The sequence below is a fragment of the Microbacterium pullorum genome (genome assembly GCF_014836535.1).
GTDB classification, from domain to species: Bacteria; Actinomycetota; Actinomycetes; order Actinomycetales; family Microbacteriaceae; genus Microbacterium; species Microbacterium pullorum.
Genome location: NZ_JACSQP010000007.1, coordinates 63,575 through 82,510 on the forward strand (window position 1 = coordinate 63,575; position 18,936 = coordinate 82,510).

Sequence of the window (18,936 nt, forward strand, 5' to 3'; positions counted from 1 at the left end):
CGCGGGGCCGAGCCCGGGGCCGGGGCCGAGCCCGGGGCCGCTCGAGTGTCGCATCCGCACCGTCGCGAGGCGGCGGCACCCGCCATTCGCGACACTCGAAGGGCGCGGATGCCGCGGGCCGCGTGCGCGGGCGTGGTCGCGCGGGCTCCGCGGGCCGGGTGGAGGGTTGAGGGCTGCTCGGGTGTCGCATCCGCACGGTCGCGAGGCCGTGATACCCGCCATTCGCGACACTCGAAGGGCGCGGATGCCGCGCGCGCGGGCGCGGGTGCGCGGGGCGGGCTCCGCGGGCCGGAGCGGAGGGGTGAGGGTTGCTCGGGTGTCGCATCCGCACGATCGCGAGGCGGCGGCACCCGCCATTCGCGACACTCGAAGGGCGCGGATGCCGCGGCGGGCGGGCCGGGGACTGCTCGGGTGTCGCATCCGCACGGTCGAGAGGTCGTGACACCCGCCATTCGCGACACTCGAACGGCGCGGGCGGCGCGCGCGGGCGCGAACGGCACCGCCGCGCACGCCCCGCACGGCGCGGATACCGCGGGGTCATCGGTCCGGCGCCGCGGAATTACGGGGCACAACGGATACCGTGGAACCCGTGACGTTCAACGACAACGCCCGCGTGGGCGGCAACACGGCCAAGCGCCGTGGCCGAAACGGCGCGATCTTGGGCGGCGGGGTCGTGGGCATCGGCGGCATCGCGGTGCTGCTGCTCAGCCTGTTCACCGGTCAGGACCTCAGCGGACTGCTCGGCGGCCTCGGCGGCGGGGATGCCGCGACCGAGGAATCGGCCATCGAGAACTGCGAAACCGGTGCCGACGCGAACGCGAACGACGACTGCCGGCTCGCGGCCGCGTCGCTCAACCTCGACCAGTTCTGGGCGCGCGAGCTCGACGGCTACCGCCAGCCGCAGCTGATCATCGTCGACGGCTCCACCCCGACCGCGTGCGGCACGGCATCCAACGCCGCCGGTCCCTTCTACTGCCCGCCCGAAGAGACCGTCTACGTCGACCCGACGTTCTTCGGCATCCTGCGCGACCAGTTCGGCGCGACCGCCGGTCCGCTCGCGCAGCTCTATGTGCTCGGCCACGAGTACGGCCACCACGTGCAGCAGATCACCGGCATCATGGAGCGTTACCCGAACAACGGCAGCGGGGCCGACAGCAACGGGGTGCGCGTCGAACTGCAGGCCGACTGCCTCGCCGGCGCGTGGATCGCCGACCTGCCGCAGCAGGTCGATGAGAACGGCGTTCCGTTCATGCAGGCGCCCACCGAGACCGAGATCCGTGACGCGCTCGACGCCGCCGCGGCCGTCGGCGACGACAACATCCAGCGGCAGTCCGGTGGAGCGGTCAACCCCGAGAGCTGGACGCACGGCTCCAGTGAGCAACGACAACGCTGGTTCGACACCGGCTACCAGCGCGGCGCCCGCTCGTGCGACACCTTCTCAGCGTCAGGAGCGGACCTGTGAGCGACCTCGCGCACCTCGACGGCATCCTCTACCCGCCCATCGCGCCCTACGAAACCGGCGAACTGCTCGTCGGCGAGGGCAACCGCGTGTACTGGGAGCAGTCGGGCAACCCCGACGGCAAGCCGGTCGTGTTCTTGCACGGCGGCCCCGGCGGCGGCACCTCGCCCTGGCAGCGGCGGTTCTTCGACCCCGAGGCGTACCGCATCATCCTGTTCGACCAGCGCGGCTGCGGACGCAGCACACCGCACGCGAGCAGCCCCGACTCCGATCTGCGCCACAACACCACGTGGCACCTCGTCGCCGATGTCGATCAGCTGCGGCGGACCCTGGGCATCGACCGGTGGATGGTGTTCGGCGGCTCGTGGGGCAGCACGCTCGCGCTGGCGTATGCCGAGGCGTACCCCGCGACGGTGAGCGAACTGGTGCTGCGCGGCATCTTCACCCTGCGCACGCACGAGCTGGAGTGGTTCTACGAGGGTGGGGCGGCGTCGCTGTTCCCCGACCTGTGGGAGGAGTTCATCGCCCCGATCCCGGTGCTCGAACGCGCGCAGCTGATCGAGGCGTACCACCGGCGGCTCTCCGACCCCGACCCGGCCGTGCACGTGCCGGCGGCGCTCGCGTGGGCGAAGTGGGAGGCCTCGACGGTCACCCTGCTGCCCGACCCTGCGCTCGTGGCAGCCATGACCGGCCCCGAGGACGCCACCGCGTTCGCGCGTATCGAGAACCACTACTTCCTCAACCGCGGCTGGCTGCGCGAGGGTCAGCTCATCGCCGACGCCGGTGCGATCCGCCACATCCCCGGCGTCATCGTGCAGGGCCGCTACGACGCGTGCACGCCCATCATGACCGCGTGGGATCTGCATCGGGCGTGGCCCGAGGCCGAGCTGGTGGTGGTGCCGGATGCCGGACACTCGGCGTCGGAGCCCGGGATCGCCGCCGCACTCCGCGCCGCAACCGACCGGTTCGCCAAGGGCTCGGACACCCCGCCGCCGTTCGCGGAGCCGGCCCTCTCCGCCTGACCTCAGCGGGTCGATCGGCTACGCGCCGAAGGCCTGCAGCATCGTCGCCGACAGGCGCACCGGGTTGCCGTCGATGCGGAAGCGCGTGAACCCTTCGCTGACGGCGGAGCCGGTGCGCGAGGTGACGAACCATGGCGGCTTCGGCAGCACCGAGGGGCGCCCGGAGGCGAGCAGGTTGCCCGCCGACAGCGACGACGGGAACGGGCGGAAGGGCCCGCGCACGACGCTGCGCTCCACACGGTCGAGCAGCAGGGAGTTGTGCACGACGCCGATGCCGCTCGGGGCGTCGGCGAGGGTGCCGCCGGGGAACGCGCCCCACGTGCAGGTCGGCGTCAAGAAGCCCAGCGCCGTCCACGCGTTGATCGCGACGGTGCCGTAGCGCAGGTCCGCGATCGCCTGCTCGAATCCGTCGCCGAGGGTGGACTGCACGGCCGGGTCGATGATCACGTTCGCCCCGAGGGTGCCGGCGAGCCGGTCGTTGGCGTACGCGACTGCTGCGTCGAGGAACTCCTGCCCGGTGCCGGGCAGGTCGATGACGCCGAGCACCGGGGCGAAGTACTCGGTGGTCTCGAGGTGCGTGGCATCCGCGCCCTGCACCTCGAAGAGCAGGCGGGTGCCGTCGGCGCTGCGCACGGCGTCGGGATGCGCGTCGGCGATGGCCTCGACCCGCTGCTGCGCGCCCGGGTACCAGACGGTGCGCCGCGGAGCGGTGGCGTACGCGGTCTGCAGCGCCGCGACGAACGCGTCGCGTTGCGGCCAGTCGGTGCTCACCACCACCACCTGGGCGGCGATGCAGTTGTGGCCGCTGTTGGCGAGGCGCATCGTCACGATGTGCTCGGCCTGGTAGCGCAGGTCGGCGTCGGTCCACTCGCCCGGCACCACGATGACGGGCGACACCCCGCCGAGCTCGGCGGTGATGGGCACGCCCAGGCGCGGCTCGTCGGCGTCGCGGCGCGCGGCGGCATCGGCATCGCCGCCCCACACGATCGCGTCGAAGGTGGCGGACGACCCGGTGATGTGCACGTGGTCGATGCCGGGGTGGGTGGTGAGGTAGCCGCCCACGTCGCCGCCGCCGGTGACGATGCGCACGAGGCCCGGCCCGATGAGCGGCGCCAGCGCGCGCTCGAACACGGGGACGAGGGCGTCCTGCGTGGGGTTGACCTTGAGCAGTGCGACGCGGTTGAACGCGAGCAGTTCGTACAGCACGTCGAGGAACGGGATGGCGCTGACGTTGCCCGCGCCGAGCACGAGGCCCACGCCCGCCGACCGGGGACCGGCGAGCTGCCCGAGGCCGGCCGTGCGCACGGCTTCGGCGGCCGTCGCGCCCGGTTCCAGCCACACTTCGGCGGTGAATCCCGACAGCAGCAGTCGGTCGATGGGGGCGACGGGAAGCACGTGCACACGGGTGCGGCCGCCCGGGGCCTCGTCGATGCGCAGGCCGTCGAGCGGGCTGGCGCCGCGCTCCAGGGCGGCGAGCGTGTCGGCGTAGGCGTCGAGGGCGACGATGGCGCCGTAGGGACCGCCGAGCCACTCCTCGCCCCGCAGCGGATGCCCGGGCTCGAGACCCTTCGAGGTGGATGCCACGTCGGCCCATTCCTCGGCGACGGCCGCCACGGCGGCGCGCACACGGCCGAGCAGGCGTCGGCGCTGGCCGAGGGTCAGCCGGGCCCAGACCTGCGTGCCGGTGCGCAGCTCGTCGATCGCGGCATCCAGCCGCTCGCGTTCGTCGTCGGCCAGACCGGTGTCTGCGTGCGAGGGGGACGGGGTGGATGCCACGGAGCGCTCTCCTCGGGTCGGGGTGTCCAGCTTAGGCCGGGAGCCTGCCGATGCTCGAGGAGAGCGTCAGATCAGCGAGAGCTCGCGCAGCTTCGTCTCGACGTCGAGGTTGCTCGGCTCGACGTGGTGCGTGGCGTCGGGGTAGACGACGACGGGGATGTTCGTGCGGCCGGAGATCTCGCGGGCGACCTCGGCGGCGCTCGGGTCAGCCTCGAGATCGATGTACTCGTAGCCGACGCCGAGGGCATCGAGCTGGGACTTCGTGCGGCGGCAGTCGCGGCACCAGTCGGCGCCGAACATCGTGATCGTGGGGGCCTGGTCGGTCATGTCTCCAGCCTAGGTCTGCCCGGCTGGGTGGGGGCCGACCGCTTACCGGTCGGCGCGCACCCGCACCGGGCGTGCGCCGGGCGCCGCCGCGGCGGCGGCGGAGCTCTTGGGGGCGTACACGACGAGTGCATGGAAGACGAACCGCACGATGAACGCCGCCACGAGGGTGAGGGCGGCGGCGAGCACGGCGGGGATGTGCGTGCCTTCCACCAGCACCCACAGCACCGGGATGCGCACGGCCGCTTCGACGTTGTTGAACACGAACGACTTCACGAACCGATGCCGCATGCGGCCCGATTCGGAGCGCATGTCGGCGAAGACCAGGTACTCCAGCAGCAGGAAGTTGCCGATGATGGTCACTTCGCTCGCGATGATCGCGGCCACGACATATTCCATGCCGAGGCGGATGAGCCCCCACATGATCAGCAGATTGACGATCGCGCCGAATCCCCCGACCAGCGCGAACGCCGACATGCGACCGAAGCGCAGCATCGTCAGCTGCGAGAGGAACCGCACCCCCTGCGTGAACGACGCCTTCGAGGCGCCGGCGTGCCGCTCGTCGAAGTTGAACGGCACCTCGGCGGTGCGCAGCTGCCTGCGGGCGAGCACCTCGAGCAGAATCTTGAACCCGCGAGGACGCAGCGCTTCGACGTCGAACGCCTCGCGGTCGACGAGGAAGAACCCGGTCATCGGGTCGGAGCAGCCGTGGAGCTTGCGGGGGAACATGGCCTTGGTCAGCAGGTTCGACACGCGCGACACCGTGGTGCGGGTGGCATCCGCCAGGCCCTTCGACGTGCCGCCGGCGGCATAGCGCGAGGCCACCACCACGTCGACGTCGCCCGCTTCGGCGCGGGCGAGGAGGGTGGGGATGGTCTCGGGCGGATGCTGCAGGTCGCCGTCCATCACGAGACACCAACGCGACTGCGCCAGGCGGAAGCCCTCGACCACGGCGCCGCCGAGGCCGGCGGTCGGCTGCTCGCGGTGCAGCAGGCGCACCGGAAAGGGTGAGGTCGCTGCGGCGGTGCGCACGACGGCCGGGGTGTCGTCGGTGGAGTCGTCGACGAACAGCACTTCGAAGTCGCGGCCGGTCATCGCCGCGCCGATGCGGCCGAGCAGTTCGACGACGTTCGGACCTTCGTTGTAGGTCGGGACGATGATCGTCAGATCCATCGGTCGTCCTGTCGTCGGTCGGGCGGGTCGATCAAGGGTAGCCCGTCAGTCCGCACGGCGCGTGTGTGTTCCGATGGCGGCTTCGACGCACAACAGCACGAGGGCGAGGGTGATGGGTCCGTAGACGAGCAGGTCTGCGGCGGTCATGGTCTCGCCGAGCAGCGCGACCGCGACGACGGTCAGCAGCACGGGCTCGACGTAGCTCAGCATGCCGAAGAGTCCGAAGGGGAGCAGTTCGCTCGCGCGCAGATACAGCAGCAGGGCGACGGCGCTGACGAGGCCGATGGCGAGCAGACCGACGATGATCCGCGGGGTGTCCGTCGCCGGCCAGGTCTGCCCGAACGCGAACCAGACGGCCACGGGGAGGAGGGCGGTGAGCTCCAGCGCCAGGGCGCCGGGGCTGTTCAGGCCGAAGCGGCCCCGCAGCTCGAAGTAGACGGGGTAGCCGAGCATGACGATCAGCGTCGCGGCGGAGATCTGTCCCGTCAGGGCGACCGCGAAGACCACACCGACGGCTGCGGCGATGACGGCGCCGAGTCGCAGCGGAGGCAGGGCATCGCCGTGCAGCACGCGGCCGACGATCACCATCATCAGGGGGAGCAGCAGATAGCCGAGTGCGACATCCAGGCCGTGGCCCGACAGTGGCGCCCATCCGAACAGCCAGAGCTGCACGCCGAGCAGCAGGCCGTTGCACACGATCACCACCGCGAGCAGTGGCCGGGCGCGCACCCGCCGCAGGATGCGCTGCACATCCGGCATCCTGCGCGAGAGCAGCAGCGCCGCGGCGACGAGGGGCAGCGTGATGAAGATGCGCCACGCGAAGATGCTGTTCGCCTCGAGGGGCGACACCAGTGGGGGGAGGAAGAACAGAACGCCGAACAGCACCGACGCGATCAGCGACGCCACCACGCCGCCCCGCATACCCGCTGTCGTGCTGATCTTCTTCTCCCGTCGGCATGGCTGAAGCCCGAACCGCGAGCGGGGGAGGCCCCGTCTTGCTCGGGCCGGATCGGGCTTCGATGTGGGACGCGCGGGCGTGGCGAGAAGGCCGGCCGGGTGCGTCGCTCCCTCAGGATTCTAGTGACGATCAGGGCTGGCAGATGGATGCCGGCCGGCGTCGCCGGATCACGGATGCCGCAGGCTTGCGCTGCCTGCGCATGACCACCCCGACTCCCCGCCTTTCCGACGACCGCAGATTCGTGCTGCAGCGCCGCATCCGGTGGATCGTCGCCGCAACGATCGTCTACAACCTGATCGAGGCGGTGGTCGCGATCGCCGCCGGCACGGTGGCTTCGTCGGCCGCGCTGATCGGGTTCGGCCTGGACTCCACCATCGAGGTCCCGTCGGCGGCCGCCGTTGCCTGGCAGTTCACACGCCGCGATCCCGAGCGGTGGGAGAAGGGCACGTTCCGCGTTATCGCGGTCGCGTTCTTCGCCCTGGCCGCGTACGTCACGGTCGCGTCTGTGCTCGCGCTGGTCGGCCGGGCCGACGTCGAGCACTCGACGCTCGGCCTCGTCGTCACCGCCGTGAGCGTCGTCGTCATGCCGTTCCTCTCGTTCGCTGAGCGCCGGGCCGGTCGCGAGCTGGGATCGGCCACCGCGGTCGCTGATTCGAAGCAGACGTTGATCTGCACGTACCTCTCTGCGGCCGTGTTGGTGGGATTGGTGCTCAACAGCCTGTTCGGCTGGTGGTGGGCCGATGCGCTCGCCGGTCTCGTCATCGCCGCCTTCGCCATCCGTGAGGGCATCGAGGCATGGCGCGGCGATGCCTGCGCCACCTCGGTCGGGATGCTCCTGGAAGACGAGCACGAGCACGCCGACCGCTGAGCCGCGACATCGAGTAGGTCAGTGCCGCTAGCGGTGACCCCGGTCGCGGGCGTCGAAGCCGGCGCCGATCGCGATGCCGACGGCGACGCCGACCGCGAGCCAGAGGGCGAGGTTGTCAGCCGCGATGCCGACGGCGGTACCCAGGGCCAATCCGAGTGCGACGCCGATGCCGATGCCGGTGCCCTTGGCGTTGCGCCCGGCCGAGCCGGATTCCGTCTCGTTGTCCATGTTTCCAACGTAGGAAAAGCACCGGATGGCTGGCGTCAGGATGCCGCGGCCCACGTCCGTCAGCCGGGTGATGGCGCTTGCGCCATCGGCGGCCTGTGGGCGTTTCGCGAGTTCAAGAGCGGGACAGCTCGCAAATGATAGCTCCGACAGGGCGCCGATCGCGCTCGGCCCGTTGGTGACTTTCGATGATCTCGAAACCGACCGCCTCCAGTGCTGAGTGCACTTATGCAGCCGACGGATCTCCGCCCAATCTTCCAGTGAAATCACCTTTCAAGAGTGTCGGAGGGGTCAAGCTTCAAACGTCGCCACGGGGTCAGTCTTCACCCGTCGTCCGACTAATGCGTCGAGAGCGGCGATGAGCGCGCCGTGGGCCTGGGCGAAGGTCGCGCGAGTCAGGTTCCGGATGCGACCACGAGCCAAGCAGCGATGGTCATAAAGCCGGTGATGACTCTAACTGCGACTAGAAGGGGTGTCGGTGGTGTAGCGCATGCTGATCTCTACGCCAAGAACGGCCGATTGGCTCGGCGCAGTGGCGACGTGCGGTTTGCGTGGCCGACACGCCGCACCTAACTTAATGTGTCATTTCTTTCGCTTGTTGCGCTAGTCTAAGTTCACCGGCCGCGAGAGAGGAACCGCAAATGGCGATCCATACCCCGAAGACCCGCGAGGATCTCGCTCGCATACTGTCCCCGATGCGCCTCGCCGCAGAGGTGTTCGAGCGGGCGGTGGCGGTCGGCGCGGCAGAGAGCCGCACCTTCTCCCAGGGGGCGCCGAAGTCGGCGCCAAACATGATGCGCTGGTTCCGCACCGTTGAGTTCATTCACGAGGAGCTCATGCTGCTTCAGCTTGACTGGAAGCGATCTAACCCACAGAATCTTCCGTACTTCTCGCAGTCCGACCTCAACCTCGGCCTCATCACGAGCAGCGGTGACGAGTTCACAGGCGTGCCTTGGGGTACCCCGAGCACCAAGAATCCGAAGGGCTCGGCCTTTGCGCGCCGCGTCGACGAAAACGGCCAGGGTGCGCTCTTCGGTCAGCCGACCTCGGACGGCGGCGAGATCGACGTCAGGTATCTCTGGATCCTGCTCTACAACGAGCGTGACGGCATGGTCCACCTTGAGCTGTCCCGCCCGAAGTCGATGGCCGGGAAGCAGATCGACAGCTGGCTCGACCGCATCGTCTTCCCGCCGTTTGACCTTGCACTTGGCGCCTTCTCGTTCGAGGAAGACGAAGGCGACGACGAGGGCTTCGGCTTCACCATCGCGCGCCGCTGAACTGAGCTAGGTTCCGACGATGAGCACCACCTTCATTCCAGCACGCCTCGAAATGGCGCGCGCCATCCGGCAGATGACGGCGACTGACTTGGCCGCTGCTGCGGGTACCACCGCGCCGTGGATATCCCAGATCGAGAATGTTAAGAAGACCCCGAGCCCTGAGCTGATTCGCGAGTTCGCCCGCGTCCTTAACTTTCCGATCGAGTTCTTCTACCGCCCGGTGAAAAGTCAGCCGCCGGCCGATGCTTTCCATTTTCGTGCGACCTCGAAGCTCGCAAAGAAGGATGAGGCGACAGCGCGCAGCTTGTCGACGCTCGCCATCGAGCTGTCGGATTGGATCGAGGCGACCTACCGCTCTCCTGCCCCGGACGTCCCAGAGCTGCAAGATCTGATCGACTCTGACGATGAGCTCGCACCGGAGCAGACCGCCGAAGCACTTCGTGGAGCTTGGGGGCTGGGTGTAACACCTGTAAAGGACCTGTTGCGGCTCCTCGAGTCCAAGGGGGCCAAGGTTTACTCTGCGGGCGGCCCTTTGCAGGCCATCGATGCATTCTCGTTCCGGCACGGGGCGACGCCGGTCATCTTCCTAAACGTCCACAAATCCGCCGAGCGGTTGCGCTTCGACCTCGCGCATGAGCTTGGCCATCTCGTTATGCACGGAGGGTCGTTACACGTCGAGCCAGGTAAGGAGAAGGAACAGGCGGCGAATGACTTCGCTAGCTCGTTCCTAATGCCACGATCGGATGTCATCGGGGCAATCCGCGGCAACAATCTCATGCTCGAGGACGTTCTGATTCTGAAGCGCCGCTGGCGCGTCAGCGCGATGGCACTCAATTTGCGAGCGCACCGTCTCGGCGTGATCTCGGACTGGACCTACGGCACGCTTGCCAAGCAGCTTTCGATGGCCGGCTTTCGGCGTGGAGAGCCTGGTTCCGATTTGCGCGTTGAGACCTCGAGCTTGCTGACTCAAGTCATGAGTGACATGCGGAAACGCGGTGAGGGCTTCTCTGAGATTGCCCGAGTGCTCAACGTCCGCCCGCGTGACGTCCAGGACCTGATGCTCGGCATCGTGACGTTCGCCATCCAAGGTGATGGTGTGAGCCGGTCGCGCAGCACGGCTGAACTCCGCGATGTCTCACTTGCGCCCGTCGCAGAACTCAGTTCACGACGCGGCAGCCGCTGAGTGACTCATTGCGCGAGTCTCGAATAGGGCGCGGTCGCCTACGAGGCGAGTGACTCGAATCGGATCCTGAGATCGCTCCACCCGGGGCTGAACACCGCTGTGGACTCAGGATCGTTGAGTTCAAGCGTGCAGACAGGGCACTTGAAGTACGAGGACCAGATGACGTTCTGAGAATATTCGCCGGGACCTTCGTACTCGTATTCGATGTCATGGATGACCCCCCAAGTTCGACCGGTTCGCGCGCACGCAGGGCATTCCTGTTCGTTGTCGAAGTCAGGGCCGATCTCATTATGGGCCGACTCCGCGAGCTCGCGTTCAAGCCGCGCAGCCCAATCCTCGAAGTCCTTGCTTGCCTTCTGGCGGTCGCTCCGTCGCTTCTCGAACACTCGCTTCGCGGCAACTAGCTTCTCGTGCAATTCAAGGACGAACGCGTTGAAGCGTCGCTCCTGCTCGCGGGCGGCTTTGCTAGACAGCCAGTCCGTGCTTACGAGTCCGGACGCGTCCTGCACAAAATGGATCCATAGTCCGAGGCGGTCTACGTTCCCGGCAAGCCCATGGGTAGAGAGGCCGACGGGGGCCGCGTTGTTCCGGTCATTGAGGATTCCGGCCCCGAGATCCTCGACCTCCTTGCCCAGTTTGAGGTGGCGGCAAAGCATCCGCTGCAGGGCGCCCGCGTCTGCGGTCCTAGCCAGTTCCAGGGGGTGCCTCTTGGCTGGCACAGCATCGGCTGGCTTTTCCATGATTAGCGCAGGATGCTCCTTCGCGAGCAGTGACTTTGCGAGGAGTTCGACGGCAGCACCGGCGTGGATGCTCGCCCGCGCCGCCGCGAATGAGGCCTCTCTCGGATCGTCCTTCCCCTGGACCTCGTAGGCCGCGGAAGCGTGCTGGCCGGCGCAAACTAAAAGGGCTTCGTGGAGCGGGACGGATTCCCACCAGGCGCTGGTCGTCATGAGCGGAGCTTCTCGGTTTTCGGGCTGGGGAGGAAGCCCGCGTCGCAGATGCGCCAGGCCGTGGGTCATGGAGTGCGATGAACCTTCCGAACGGGTGTTAGCAGCTCGTACGGGAGCAACCGGTTCGGTCGAGCCAGTCGATCTTATTGGTGGGGTTCACCGATGGCCCAAACTTTCGTTCCGTTCATCAGACAAGGATGGAGCTCGGGGAACAGGACGTACTCGCCGGGGATGCTGAGCGGGCGCTGCGAATGCTCGCGGACGCGCGGCCGGAGCACCCGACGGCGCGATGTGCTCCGTCGCCGCCGCGCCGACCGCACATCCGAGATTCTGGAGGTCTTGGGTGGTGATCGATCGCGCGGGCTGGCCGCAGATCTGCGCGGCCAGTGGAACATCGACTTCGACTCGCTCGAGGACCGCGCCGTCACGGTGCGCGACCGCGACACGATGGACCAGCAGCCTAGTTCGTCCCGCATGTCGTCTGCCACCGCGCGGCTGCCGCGGCTACTGCTCCTTCTCGAGCAGGGCGATCGCGTCCTGCACCTGGCCGAAGAACATGATCTGGTCGGCGAGCTCGGCCGGGTCCTGCGTCGAGCCCTGGATGGTGATCACGAATGCGCGCCCGTCGGAGCGCTCCAGGTACCAGGATCCGGCCAGCACCCCGACGGAGCTGCCGCCCTTGAACGCCGCGTAATACCACGCCTCGCCGAGATCGCCGAGGCCACTGTTGGCGGAGAGGATGCCGCGGAGCGGAGCCCCGGCATCCGTCGCCGCCTTCTCCTGCAGCGCGAGGTGTGCGGCGATGAGGTCGTCGGGCGTGGTGAACCACTCCAGGCCGTCCTGCCAGACCGGAGTGACGACCGCGGTGGCGGGCACCTCGAGCACCCCGGTGGGGAGGGCGTCGAGCACCGCCTGCTTCTCGGCCGCGGTGGTGGCCGCAGTCCAGGCGGTGCGGGCCGCGGCGTCGGCGCCCCAACCGAGCTGGAACAGTGCCCGCGTCGTGAGCATCGGGGTGTTCAGAGCCGGGTCGTGGTGCCCCATGTCGGCGAGGGCCTTCTCCAGTGCGGCGGGTCCGACCGCGGCCATCAGCAGGTCGGTGGCGGTGTTGTCGCTGATGGCGATCATCTTCTCGGCTGCCTCCTGCACCGTCACCGTGGTGCCGGTCGGGGCATCCTGCAGCTCGCCCGAGGGCAGGCTGCGGACATCGTCGGTGACGGTGAGCACGCCGTCCCACTTGAGCGCGCCGTTCGCCACCTGGTCGGCCACGGCACCCAGCACGTAGAGCTTGAACATCGAGCCGGAGGGCAGTGGATCTTCGTCGCCCACCCCGCTGCCGTCGCCTGCGGCGGCGACGCGGGTCCCGTCGGCGACATCCGTCACTGTGAAGGTGGTGTCCGCGGCGAAGCCGTTGACCGTCTCCTCCAGTTCCGACCAAGAAGCGGCGGGCGTCCGGGCCCCTGCCGACGGCGTGAAGAGGAGACCCGCGATGAGGTCTTCGTCGTCGACCACGATCTGCATGTCGAGCGCGTCGCCCGCGGCCGGAGTGAGGGTGATGACCGCCTGGTCTCCGGCATCCTGGATCGCTGTCGGAACCCACGGGCTCTGCGGCTCGAGCTGGGTGAACACCTCGATCAGCTGGTCGCCGGAGATCTGATCGAGCATGGGGGCGGACAGTCGTGATTCGGCTGCGGCGGGCGCGACCTCGGCGCCGTTGACCGCATCGATGACCCACTGCGCGTGCTCGCCGAGCGCGGTGTCGGGCAGCGCGACCTCAACGGTGGCCTCGGCGGACGGGGCGCCGCCGACGTCAGGCGAGCACCCGACGAGTCCGGCGGCGAGGGCGGCGGTGGCGATAGCCGCAGCGACGCGGGTGCGGCGGCGGGACGGCGGGGTGGTCTCGGTCTGGGGTCGTCGTGGAGCGTGCATCCTTCCAGCCAAGCGCGTCGCGGCGCCCAGCGCCTCCGACGGCAGGGGGATATCGCGCACCCGTGGCGCCCGCCGCCGTCACCGATGACGGAACGAGTGCCGACGACGGAACGCAAGCATGGCGTCGGCGTTCAGGCGGACGCAGCTGCAGTTCGCTCAGGAGTACGCGCACTCTCGCGCTGGCGGCTGTTCAGACCCGTCCCCGCAGCGTGTGAGGCCGCCAGCTGCTGTCTTACAGCTTCATGGCCGTCGTCGCTCCGAAGCGAATCGAGCACTCGGACCGCCGCGCACCTCCGTAGCGACCGCGCAGGATCGCGGTCGCCTAACGCGTACCGCGACGCACTGGACCAGGCCCGGAAGGCGTAGCGCCGACGTCGGCCACCCGCCGCCGCTGAGCGCTCGTCAAGGCCCTCCGAGCACTCGGAGGGCCTTTCAGGTGCGCTGGTCGGGCGCCGGTTACTGCTTCTCCATCTCAACGGTCATGGTCACGCCCATCGCGGTGAGCTCGTACTTGAGCACGCCGTTCTCGTACGTAAAGGTCTTCGTGGGGGCATCCGAAGCCAGAAGCGCGGTCTCGGTCTGGCTGGTGTCGTTAACCGATTCCCAGGAGTACGCATCGACGTCCTCCTTGGGTGCTTCGTAAGTTCCGACCCAGTAGATCGCCGACGTGGAATCGGAGGTGACGACCCAGTCCACGCTGATCGTTTCCTCGGTTATGGTGGCGGTCTGGTAAGAGTCCTCGGCGTTCGAGTTCGTCTGCTTCCACTCGCCGGTCAGATCCAGCGGCTCGGCGGGTGGTGCGACGGTCTCTTCCACCTTGCTGGGCGACGACGGGCTGCTCGAGTCGGCATCCCCCGCCGGCGCGCAGCCAGCGAGCAGAAGCGCGGACAGGGCCAGTGCAGCGGGTGCTATGAAACGGCGCATCGCTCAGCTCAGGTTGAAGGTCATGCGACCGATGTCGTCGCCGAACAGCCGGACGGCGACCAGATCCACCGGGGTGGTCGTGTCGTCGAGCTCGTAGGCGATCGCGTTGGGGACGGTCCCGCCGGGCTTGATGTTCTCCATCTGCGAGTCCCGGAACGACGGGTCCGGAAGCATCCCCACGTCGAGGGTGTTCTCCCGGTTCGGGTCCGTGTCTTGGTAGGCCTCGAAGGAAAAGATGAACTCCGAAGGAGTGATGTCGCGGTCCGAGGTGCCCAGGTTGGTCGTGTCGTACCAGATGGCCAGGACGGGTTTGTCGCCGTACTCGTTGCCAGCTTCTCCGACCGGGATCACACGATAGTCCGTGATGGCGATCTTGACTTCTTCGGTGGTCAGCACGCCGTCGACGAACGACTCTTCAGCGGCGGCAGCATCCTCGGCCGGAGCCGCGACCTCGACCTCGGTCACGGAACTGGGCTCCGGCTCGACGGTCGTGGCGGCCGGGCTGCACCCGGTCAGGACCAGAGCAGCCGCAATCGCTACCGGCGCGGCGGGAAATAAGAGTTTTCTCATGCAACCATTTTGACCCACCCCACCCACATCGCCCCGCGCTCTGCCGCCCCACGTCTAGTGTTGAGGCGCCGAATTTCAATGCGCCCCCGCAGAACGCGGGGATGATGCGCGCCGATACGCGGCTCTGAGCGCTGCCGGACCTCGGGTCACCCGCGTTGCTGCAGAGACCCAGGGGAGTGGATGCGAATCGTGCTCAGTCAGAAGGGGGCGTCCCAAAGCGTGATTGAGCGCGCGGAGGGCCGGCCGCTTACCGTCGCCATCACCAATGAACAGCAACAGGAGCCTGCCGCCTCGGTGGGCTAGCTGCAGCAATGGTCACGGTGGTGGTGGGATCGGCTCTGACAGGCGTTTCGTCTCGCTGCGCTCGCTCAACGGCCGGGCGGGCACAACCCACGAGGAGCGGTTCGGGCACCGACTATCACCGGGGAAAAGCGAAACCCCCGCCATGTAGAAGCTAGGCGAGGGTTTCTAGGGTGACTGTAATGATCACCCGTGTGGCTCCGACGGGCGTCGATCCCGTGACCTCACGATTTTCAGTCGTGCGCTCTACCAACTGAGCTACAGAGCCTCACGGCATGTCTGCCGCGTCCGAGACGAAGGGCCCTTCCGAAAAAGGGCCCGTCGCTCTGGAGCGACCCTGACGGGACTTGAACCCGCGACCTCCGCCGTGACAGGGCGGCACGCTAACCAACTGCGCTACAGGGCCATGCATATTCAATTGTAGGTGTGACCCCAACGGGATTCGAACCCGTGCTACCGCCGTGAAAGGGCGGCGTCCTAGGCCGCTAAACGATGGGGCCGAGTGAACCGTTGGGACGAACCCGGTGCTCACGCTTACCGACGACCAAGCATAAGCATTGCTGAGCCAAAACACCAATCGAGGGCGCGTCCTCCCGCATCCCGCGCGCGTCGCGGGCACGATGGGCGAGACGGAACCGCCGGTCGGCGCTGAAAATCCGGCCCCGAGCGTTGCTTGTGGGGCTGATGTTGCTACTGTGAATGCTGTCTTCGTTCCCCCCGAACGGCGAAGAGATGAGGTGCCGCGTGCGTTTCCGGTCCGAGGAAACCCCGGAGGATTGCGGTTGTGCCCCCACCGAGGCGGAACAGCGTGCGTTCGCCGGCGGCATCACCCGTCGCGGAGCACTCACCGTCGGCGCGTTCGGCCTGGTCGCCGCGAGCGCCCTCGCCGCCCCCTTCGTGCCGGCCGCGTTCGCCGCAAGCTACCCCTCATGGGATGACGTGCAGCGGGCGAAGCAGAACGAAGCGGCGAAGAACTCCGAAGTCGCGCGCATCGAGAAGCTCATCTCCGACCTCACCGCCGACGTCGCCTACAAGCAGGCCGAAGCCGAGCGTCTGGGCCTGGAGTACCAGGCCGCGCAGGAGGCCTACGAAGCCGCCGTCGACCGTGCCCTCTCGTTGCAGGCGCAGGCCGACGCCGAAGAGGCGCGCGCGGTGGAAGCGGCGCAGAAGGCCGGCCGCGTCGCCGCGCAGCTCTACCGCAACGGTGGCGACGACACCTCGCTCGAACTGTTCTTCTCGGGCTCGGCGGCCAGTGCCGACGACCTGCTGGCGCGTCTCGGCACGATGGACAAGCTCCTCGCCGCCAACCAGGCCGTCTACACCGATGCCGTCAGCGCGCGTGACAACGCGCAGAGCCTCAGCGATCAGGCATCCGTCGCCCGCAACGAGCGCGACCGCCTGAAGCAGGAGGCCGAGCTCAAGATGGTCGAGGCGCAGGCTGCCGCCGATGCCGCGCAGGCGGCGCTCGCGGCGCAGACCGAGCACCTCGGCACGCTGCAGGCTCAGCTCGCCGCGCTCAAGGACACCACCGCGCAGACCGTTGCAGGCTACCAGGCCGGTGTCGAGGCCGAGCGTCTCGCCCGCCTCGAGCGCGAGCGCCTCGCCCGCGAAGAGGCCGAACGCAAGGCGCGTGAAGAAGCTGCGGCCAATGCCGGCAACAACTCCGGTGGCGGAGGAGGCGGCGGCGGCGGTGGCGGCGGTGGAGGCGGCGGCGGTGCTCCCGGCGGTTCCGGCGGCGGCCAGGGCTGGGTGCGTCCCCACGGCGGCTGGATCAGCTCCTGGTTCGGCGGACGCGACAGCATCTGCTCCAACGGATACTGCAGTGGCAGCGGACACCGCGGCATCGACTTCGCCAACGGCTGCGGCGCACAGATCTACGCCGCCGCAGCGGGACGCGTCATCTTCGCCTCGTACAGCGCCGGCGGCTGGGGCAACTACATCAAGATCGACCACGGCGGCGGCATCGTCACCGGCTACGCGCACATCCGTCCGCAGGGCTTCGCCGTCGGTGTCGGCCAGAGCGTCGGCGCCGGACAGGTCATCGCCTACGCCGGCAACACCGGCGTCTCGCAGGGCTGCCACCTGCACTTCGAGGTGTACCGCGGCGGCGTGCGCATCGACCCCGCGCCCTACCTGCGCGACCGCGGCGTCTCGGTCTAGACGCGACGAAGGGCGGATGCCGCAGCACCCGCCCCTCGTGACACTCTCCGTCGTCAGACGGTCTTGGGCGCTGCGCCCTCACCCTGCGTGCGGGTCTGCTCGTCGTGCTCCTCGAAGCGCACGAACGCCTCGGCCACGAGACGCTCGGCCTCGGCGGCATCGGCCCACTCGTCGACCTTGACCCACTTGCCGGGCTCCAGGTCCTTGTAGTGCTCGAAGAAGTGGTTGATCTCGCCCTTGGTCCACTCGTCGAGGTCCGACACATCCTGGATGTGCGCCCAGCGCGGGTCCTTCGCGAGCACCGCGACGACCTTGTCGTCGCCGCCGGCCTCGTCGCTCATCTTCAGCACGCCGACGGGGCGCACCTTCGCCATGATGCCCGGGTACAGGTCGCGGTCCAGCAGCAGCAGCACGTCGAGCGGGTCACCGTCTTCGCCGAGCGTGTTCTCGAAGAACCCGTAGTTGGCCGGGTAGCCCATGGGGGTGAACAGCACGCGGTCGAGGTAGACGCGGCCGGTGCCGTGGTCCACTTCGTACTTCACGCGGCTGCCGCGGGGGATCTCGATGACGGCGTCGTACGCGCCCATGCTGGTGCTCCTTCAAGACAGGGGTGGGATGCGGCGACCAGCCTAGTCGCGGGGCCGCCGCCGATGGTGAGCGAGCGCTGTGCACAACGTCGCTGATCCGGGGTTCTGCGAGGCCGGAAGGCCCGAATCCGGGGTCGCCGGCGGTGGATTGGCGACGTCGTGCGGGGGCGGGCGGCGCCACCGCGGGCAACCGCGCCCGGCAACCGCGAGCGACAGGGCGCCGCGCCGGGCGGCTACCGTGGTCGCGTGCCGTCCCTCAGCCCCGCCATCGCCGAGATCCGCCGCGCCGTGCGCACGGCGCTGCAGCCCTACGCCGGCTCCGGCACCGTGATCGTGGCGCTCTCGGGCGGGTCTGACTCGCTCGCCCTCGCCGCCGCCACGGCGTTCGAGGCCCCCAAGCTCGGGCTCTCGGTGCGCAGCGTCACGGTCGACCACGCCCTGCAGCCGGGGTCGGCCGAAGCGGCAGCGGATGCCGCAGCAGCGGCGACCGCCCTCGGCATCGACGCCGCGGTCGTACGTGTCACCGTCACCGGCGAGGGCGGCCCCGAAGCCGCCGCCCGCGACGCCCGCTACCGCGCCCTCGCCGAGGCGGCACAGGCCGCCCCCGGCGCCGTGGGGGTGCTGCTCGGCCACACCCTCGACGACCAGGCCGAGACGGTGCTGCTGGGGCTCGCCCGCGGCTCGGGTGCCGCGAGCCTGGCCGCCATGGCGCCCGAACGCCGCGACGAGGCCACCGGGGTGCGGTGGCTGCGGCCGATGCTGGGGGTGCGCCGCGACACCACGCGCGCCGCCTGCGCCGCCGCCGGCCTGCACCCCTGGGACGACCCGCACAACACCGACACCCGCTTCGCCCGCGTGCGGGTGCGGGAGCGCGTGCTGCCGGCGCTCGAGACCGAACTCGGCCCCGGCGTCGCCGAAGCGCTCGCCCGCACCGCCGAGCAGCTGCGCGAAGACGCCGAGGCGTTCGCCGAGATGATCGACGAGACCATCGAAGACATCGTGCAGCCCGCCGAAGCGGGCATCGCGGTGTCGGTCGCGGCGCTCGCCGCGAACCCGCCGGCGCTGCGCCACCGCATCATCCGGCACGTCGTGGCCAGCGAGTTCGGCGCCTCGCTCTCGCGTTCACAGACCCTCGAGGTCGCCCGGCTCGTCACCGACTGGGCGGGTCAGGGACCGATCGATCTTCCCGCGTGCCGCGCCCGCCGTCGCGGCGGTCTGATCGAGTTCACCGCAGGTCCCGCGGGAACTTAGACT

At 69.0% G+C, this 18,936-nt stretch carries 17 protein-coding genes and 3 tRNA genes; 7 read left to right on the forward strand and 13 right to left on the reverse strand.

Annotated features, from left to right (window positions below):
- Positions 1–589 precede the first annotated feature (589 nt).
- Positions 590–1,462: a KPN_02809 family neutral zinc metallopeptidase gene (ypfJ, locus tag H9651_RS11880; protein WP_191719543.1), complete on the forward strand. Its 873-nt coding sequence runs from the start codon at positions 590–592 to the stop codon at positions 1,460–1,462.
- Positions 1,459–2,481 (forward strand): prolyl aminopeptidase, encoded by a 1,023-nt coding sequence (pip, locus tag H9651_RS11885; RefSeq protein ID WP_191719544.1) that lies wholly within the window; start codon positions 1,459–1,461, stop codon positions 2,479–2,481. Before ypfJ ends, pip begins: the two co-directional genes overlap by 4 nt.
- An 18-nt stretch (positions 2,482–2,499) precedes the next feature.
- Here the strand turns inward: pip and H9651_RS11890 are convergent, their stop codons facing one another.
- From H9651_RS11890 to rarD, 4 genes are all read right to left on the reverse strand, one after another.
- The gene (locus H9651_RS11890) at positions 2,500–4,257 is read right to left on the reverse strand and encodes an aldehyde dehydrogenase family protein (protein WP_191719545.1); all 1,758 of its coding nucleotides are present in this window, start codon (positions 4,255–4,257) and stop codon (positions 2,500–2,502) included.
- Positions 4,258–4,323: 66 nt separating this feature from the next.
- Positions 4,324–4,584 (reverse strand): glutaredoxin family protein, encoded by a 261-nt coding sequence (locus H9651_RS11895; protein WP_191719546.1) that lies wholly within the window; start codon positions 4,582–4,584, stop codon positions 4,324–4,326.
- A gap of 42 nt (positions 4,585–4,626) precedes the next feature.
- Positions 4,627–5,754 (reverse strand): glycosyltransferase, encoded by a 1,128-nt coding sequence (locus tag H9651_RS11900; RefSeq protein ID WP_191719547.1) that lies wholly within the window; start codon positions 5,752–5,754, stop codon positions 4,627–4,629.
- A gap of 45 nt (positions 5,755–5,799) precedes the next feature.
- Positions 5,800–6,663, reverse strand: coding sequence for an EamA family transporter RarD (gene rarD / locus H9651_RS11905; RefSeq protein ID WP_191719548.1), 864 nt, complete (start codon positions 6,661–6,663; stop codon positions 5,800–5,802).
- Between the two features lie 248 nt (positions 6,664–6,911).
- On the opposite strand from rarD, the gene H9651_RS11910 reads away from it, so the two are divergent.
- A complete protein-coding gene (locus tag H9651_RS11910; protein ID WP_191719549.1) occupies positions 6,912–7,580 on the forward strand; it encodes a cation transporter in 669 nt (222 codons plus the stop codon).
- 27 nt (positions 7,581–7,607) lie between these two features.
- Here H9651_RS11910 and H9651_RS11915 read toward each other — a convergent pair whose 3' ends face one another.
- Positions 7,608–7,808, reverse strand: coding sequence for a hypothetical protein (locus H9651_RS11915; RefSeq protein WP_191719550.1), 201 nt, complete (start codon positions 7,806–7,808; stop codon positions 7,608–7,610).
- A gap of 638 nt (positions 7,809–8,446) precedes the next feature.
- Here H9651_RS11915 and H9651_RS11920 point away from each other — a divergent pair.
- Both H9651_RS11920 and H9651_RS11925 read left to right on the forward strand, forming a co-directional pair.
- Entirely contained in the window at positions 8,447–9,082 is a 636-nt protein-coding gene (locus H9651_RS11920) for a hypothetical protein (RefSeq protein WP_191719551.1), read from the forward strand.
- A 19-nt stretch (positions 9,083–9,101) separates the two neighbouring features.
- Positions 9,102–10,265: a helix-turn-helix domain-containing protein gene (locus tag H9651_RS11925; RefSeq protein WP_191719552.1), complete on the forward strand. Its 1,164-nt coding sequence runs from the start codon at positions 9,102–9,104 to the stop codon at positions 10,263–10,265.
- A gap of 38 nt (positions 10,266–10,303) precedes the next feature.
- Here the strand turns inward: H9651_RS11925 and H9651_RS11930 are convergent, their stop codons facing one another.
- The 7 genes from H9651_RS11930 to H9651_RS11960 all read right to left on the reverse strand — a co-directional run bounded on the left by H9651_RS11930 (position 10,304) and on the right by H9651_RS11960 (position 15,435).
- Complete coding sequence (locus H9651_RS11930) at positions 10,304–11,215, reverse strand: hypothetical protein (protein ID WP_191719553.1); 912 nt, start codon at positions 11,213–11,215, stop codon at positions 10,304–10,306.
- 504 nt (positions 11,216–11,719) lie between these two features.
- On the reverse strand, positions 11,720–13,141 hold the full coding sequence (locus H9651_RS11935) for a Cpe/LpqF family protein (RefSeq protein WP_191719554.1): 1,422 nt from the start codon (positions 13,139–13,141) through the stop codon (positions 11,720–11,722).
- 456 nt (positions 13,142–13,597) lie between these two features.
- Positions 13,598–14,065 (reverse strand): hypothetical protein, encoded by a 468-nt coding sequence (locus tag H9651_RS11940; protein WP_191719555.1) that lies wholly within the window; start codon positions 14,063–14,065, stop codon positions 13,598–13,600.
- Between the two features lie 3 nt (positions 14,066–14,068).
- Positions 14,069–14,653, reverse strand: a complete 585-nt coding sequence (locus H9651_RS11945; RefSeq protein ID WP_191719556.1) for a DUF5067 domain-containing protein — start codon at positions 14,651–14,653, stop codon at positions 14,069–14,071.
- A gap of 477 nt (positions 14,654–15,130) precedes the next feature.
- Positions 15,131–15,203 (reverse strand) — tRNA-Phe (locus H9651_RS11950).
- A 64-nt stretch (positions 15,204–15,267) separates the two neighbouring features.
- A tRNA-Asp gene (locus H9651_RS11955) sits at positions 15,268–15,341 on the reverse strand.
- A gap of 21 nt (positions 15,342–15,362) precedes the next feature.
- Positions 15,363–15,435: transfer RNA gene (locus H9651_RS11960), tRNA-Glu, on the reverse strand.
- Positions 15,436–15,667: 232 nt separating this feature from the next.
- Here H9651_RS11960 and H9651_RS11965 point away from each other — a divergent pair.
- The gene (locus H9651_RS11965; protein WP_191719591.1) at positions 15,668–17,095 is read left to right on the forward strand and encodes a peptidoglycan DD-metalloendopeptidase family protein; all 1,428 of its coding nucleotides are present in this window, start codon (positions 15,668–15,670) and stop codon (positions 17,093–17,095) included.
- A 53-nt stretch (positions 17,096–17,148) separates the two neighbouring features.
- On the opposite strand, the gene H9651_RS11970 is transcribed toward H9651_RS11965, so the two are convergent.
- Positions 17,149–17,682 (reverse strand): inorganic diphosphatase, encoded by a 534-nt coding sequence (locus H9651_RS11970; protein WP_191719557.1) that lies wholly within the window; start codon positions 17,680–17,682, stop codon positions 17,149–17,151.
- A 246-nt stretch (positions 17,683–17,928) separates the two neighbouring features.
- On the opposite strand from H9651_RS11970, the gene tilS reads away from it, so the two are divergent.
- Positions 17,929–18,933: a tRNA lysidine(34) synthetase TilS gene (gene tilS / locus H9651_RS11975; protein ID WP_191719558.1), complete on the forward strand. Its 1,005-nt coding sequence runs from the start codon at positions 17,929–17,931 to the stop codon at positions 18,931–18,933.
- The last annotated feature ends 3 nt before the right edge of the window (positions 18,934–18,936 follow it).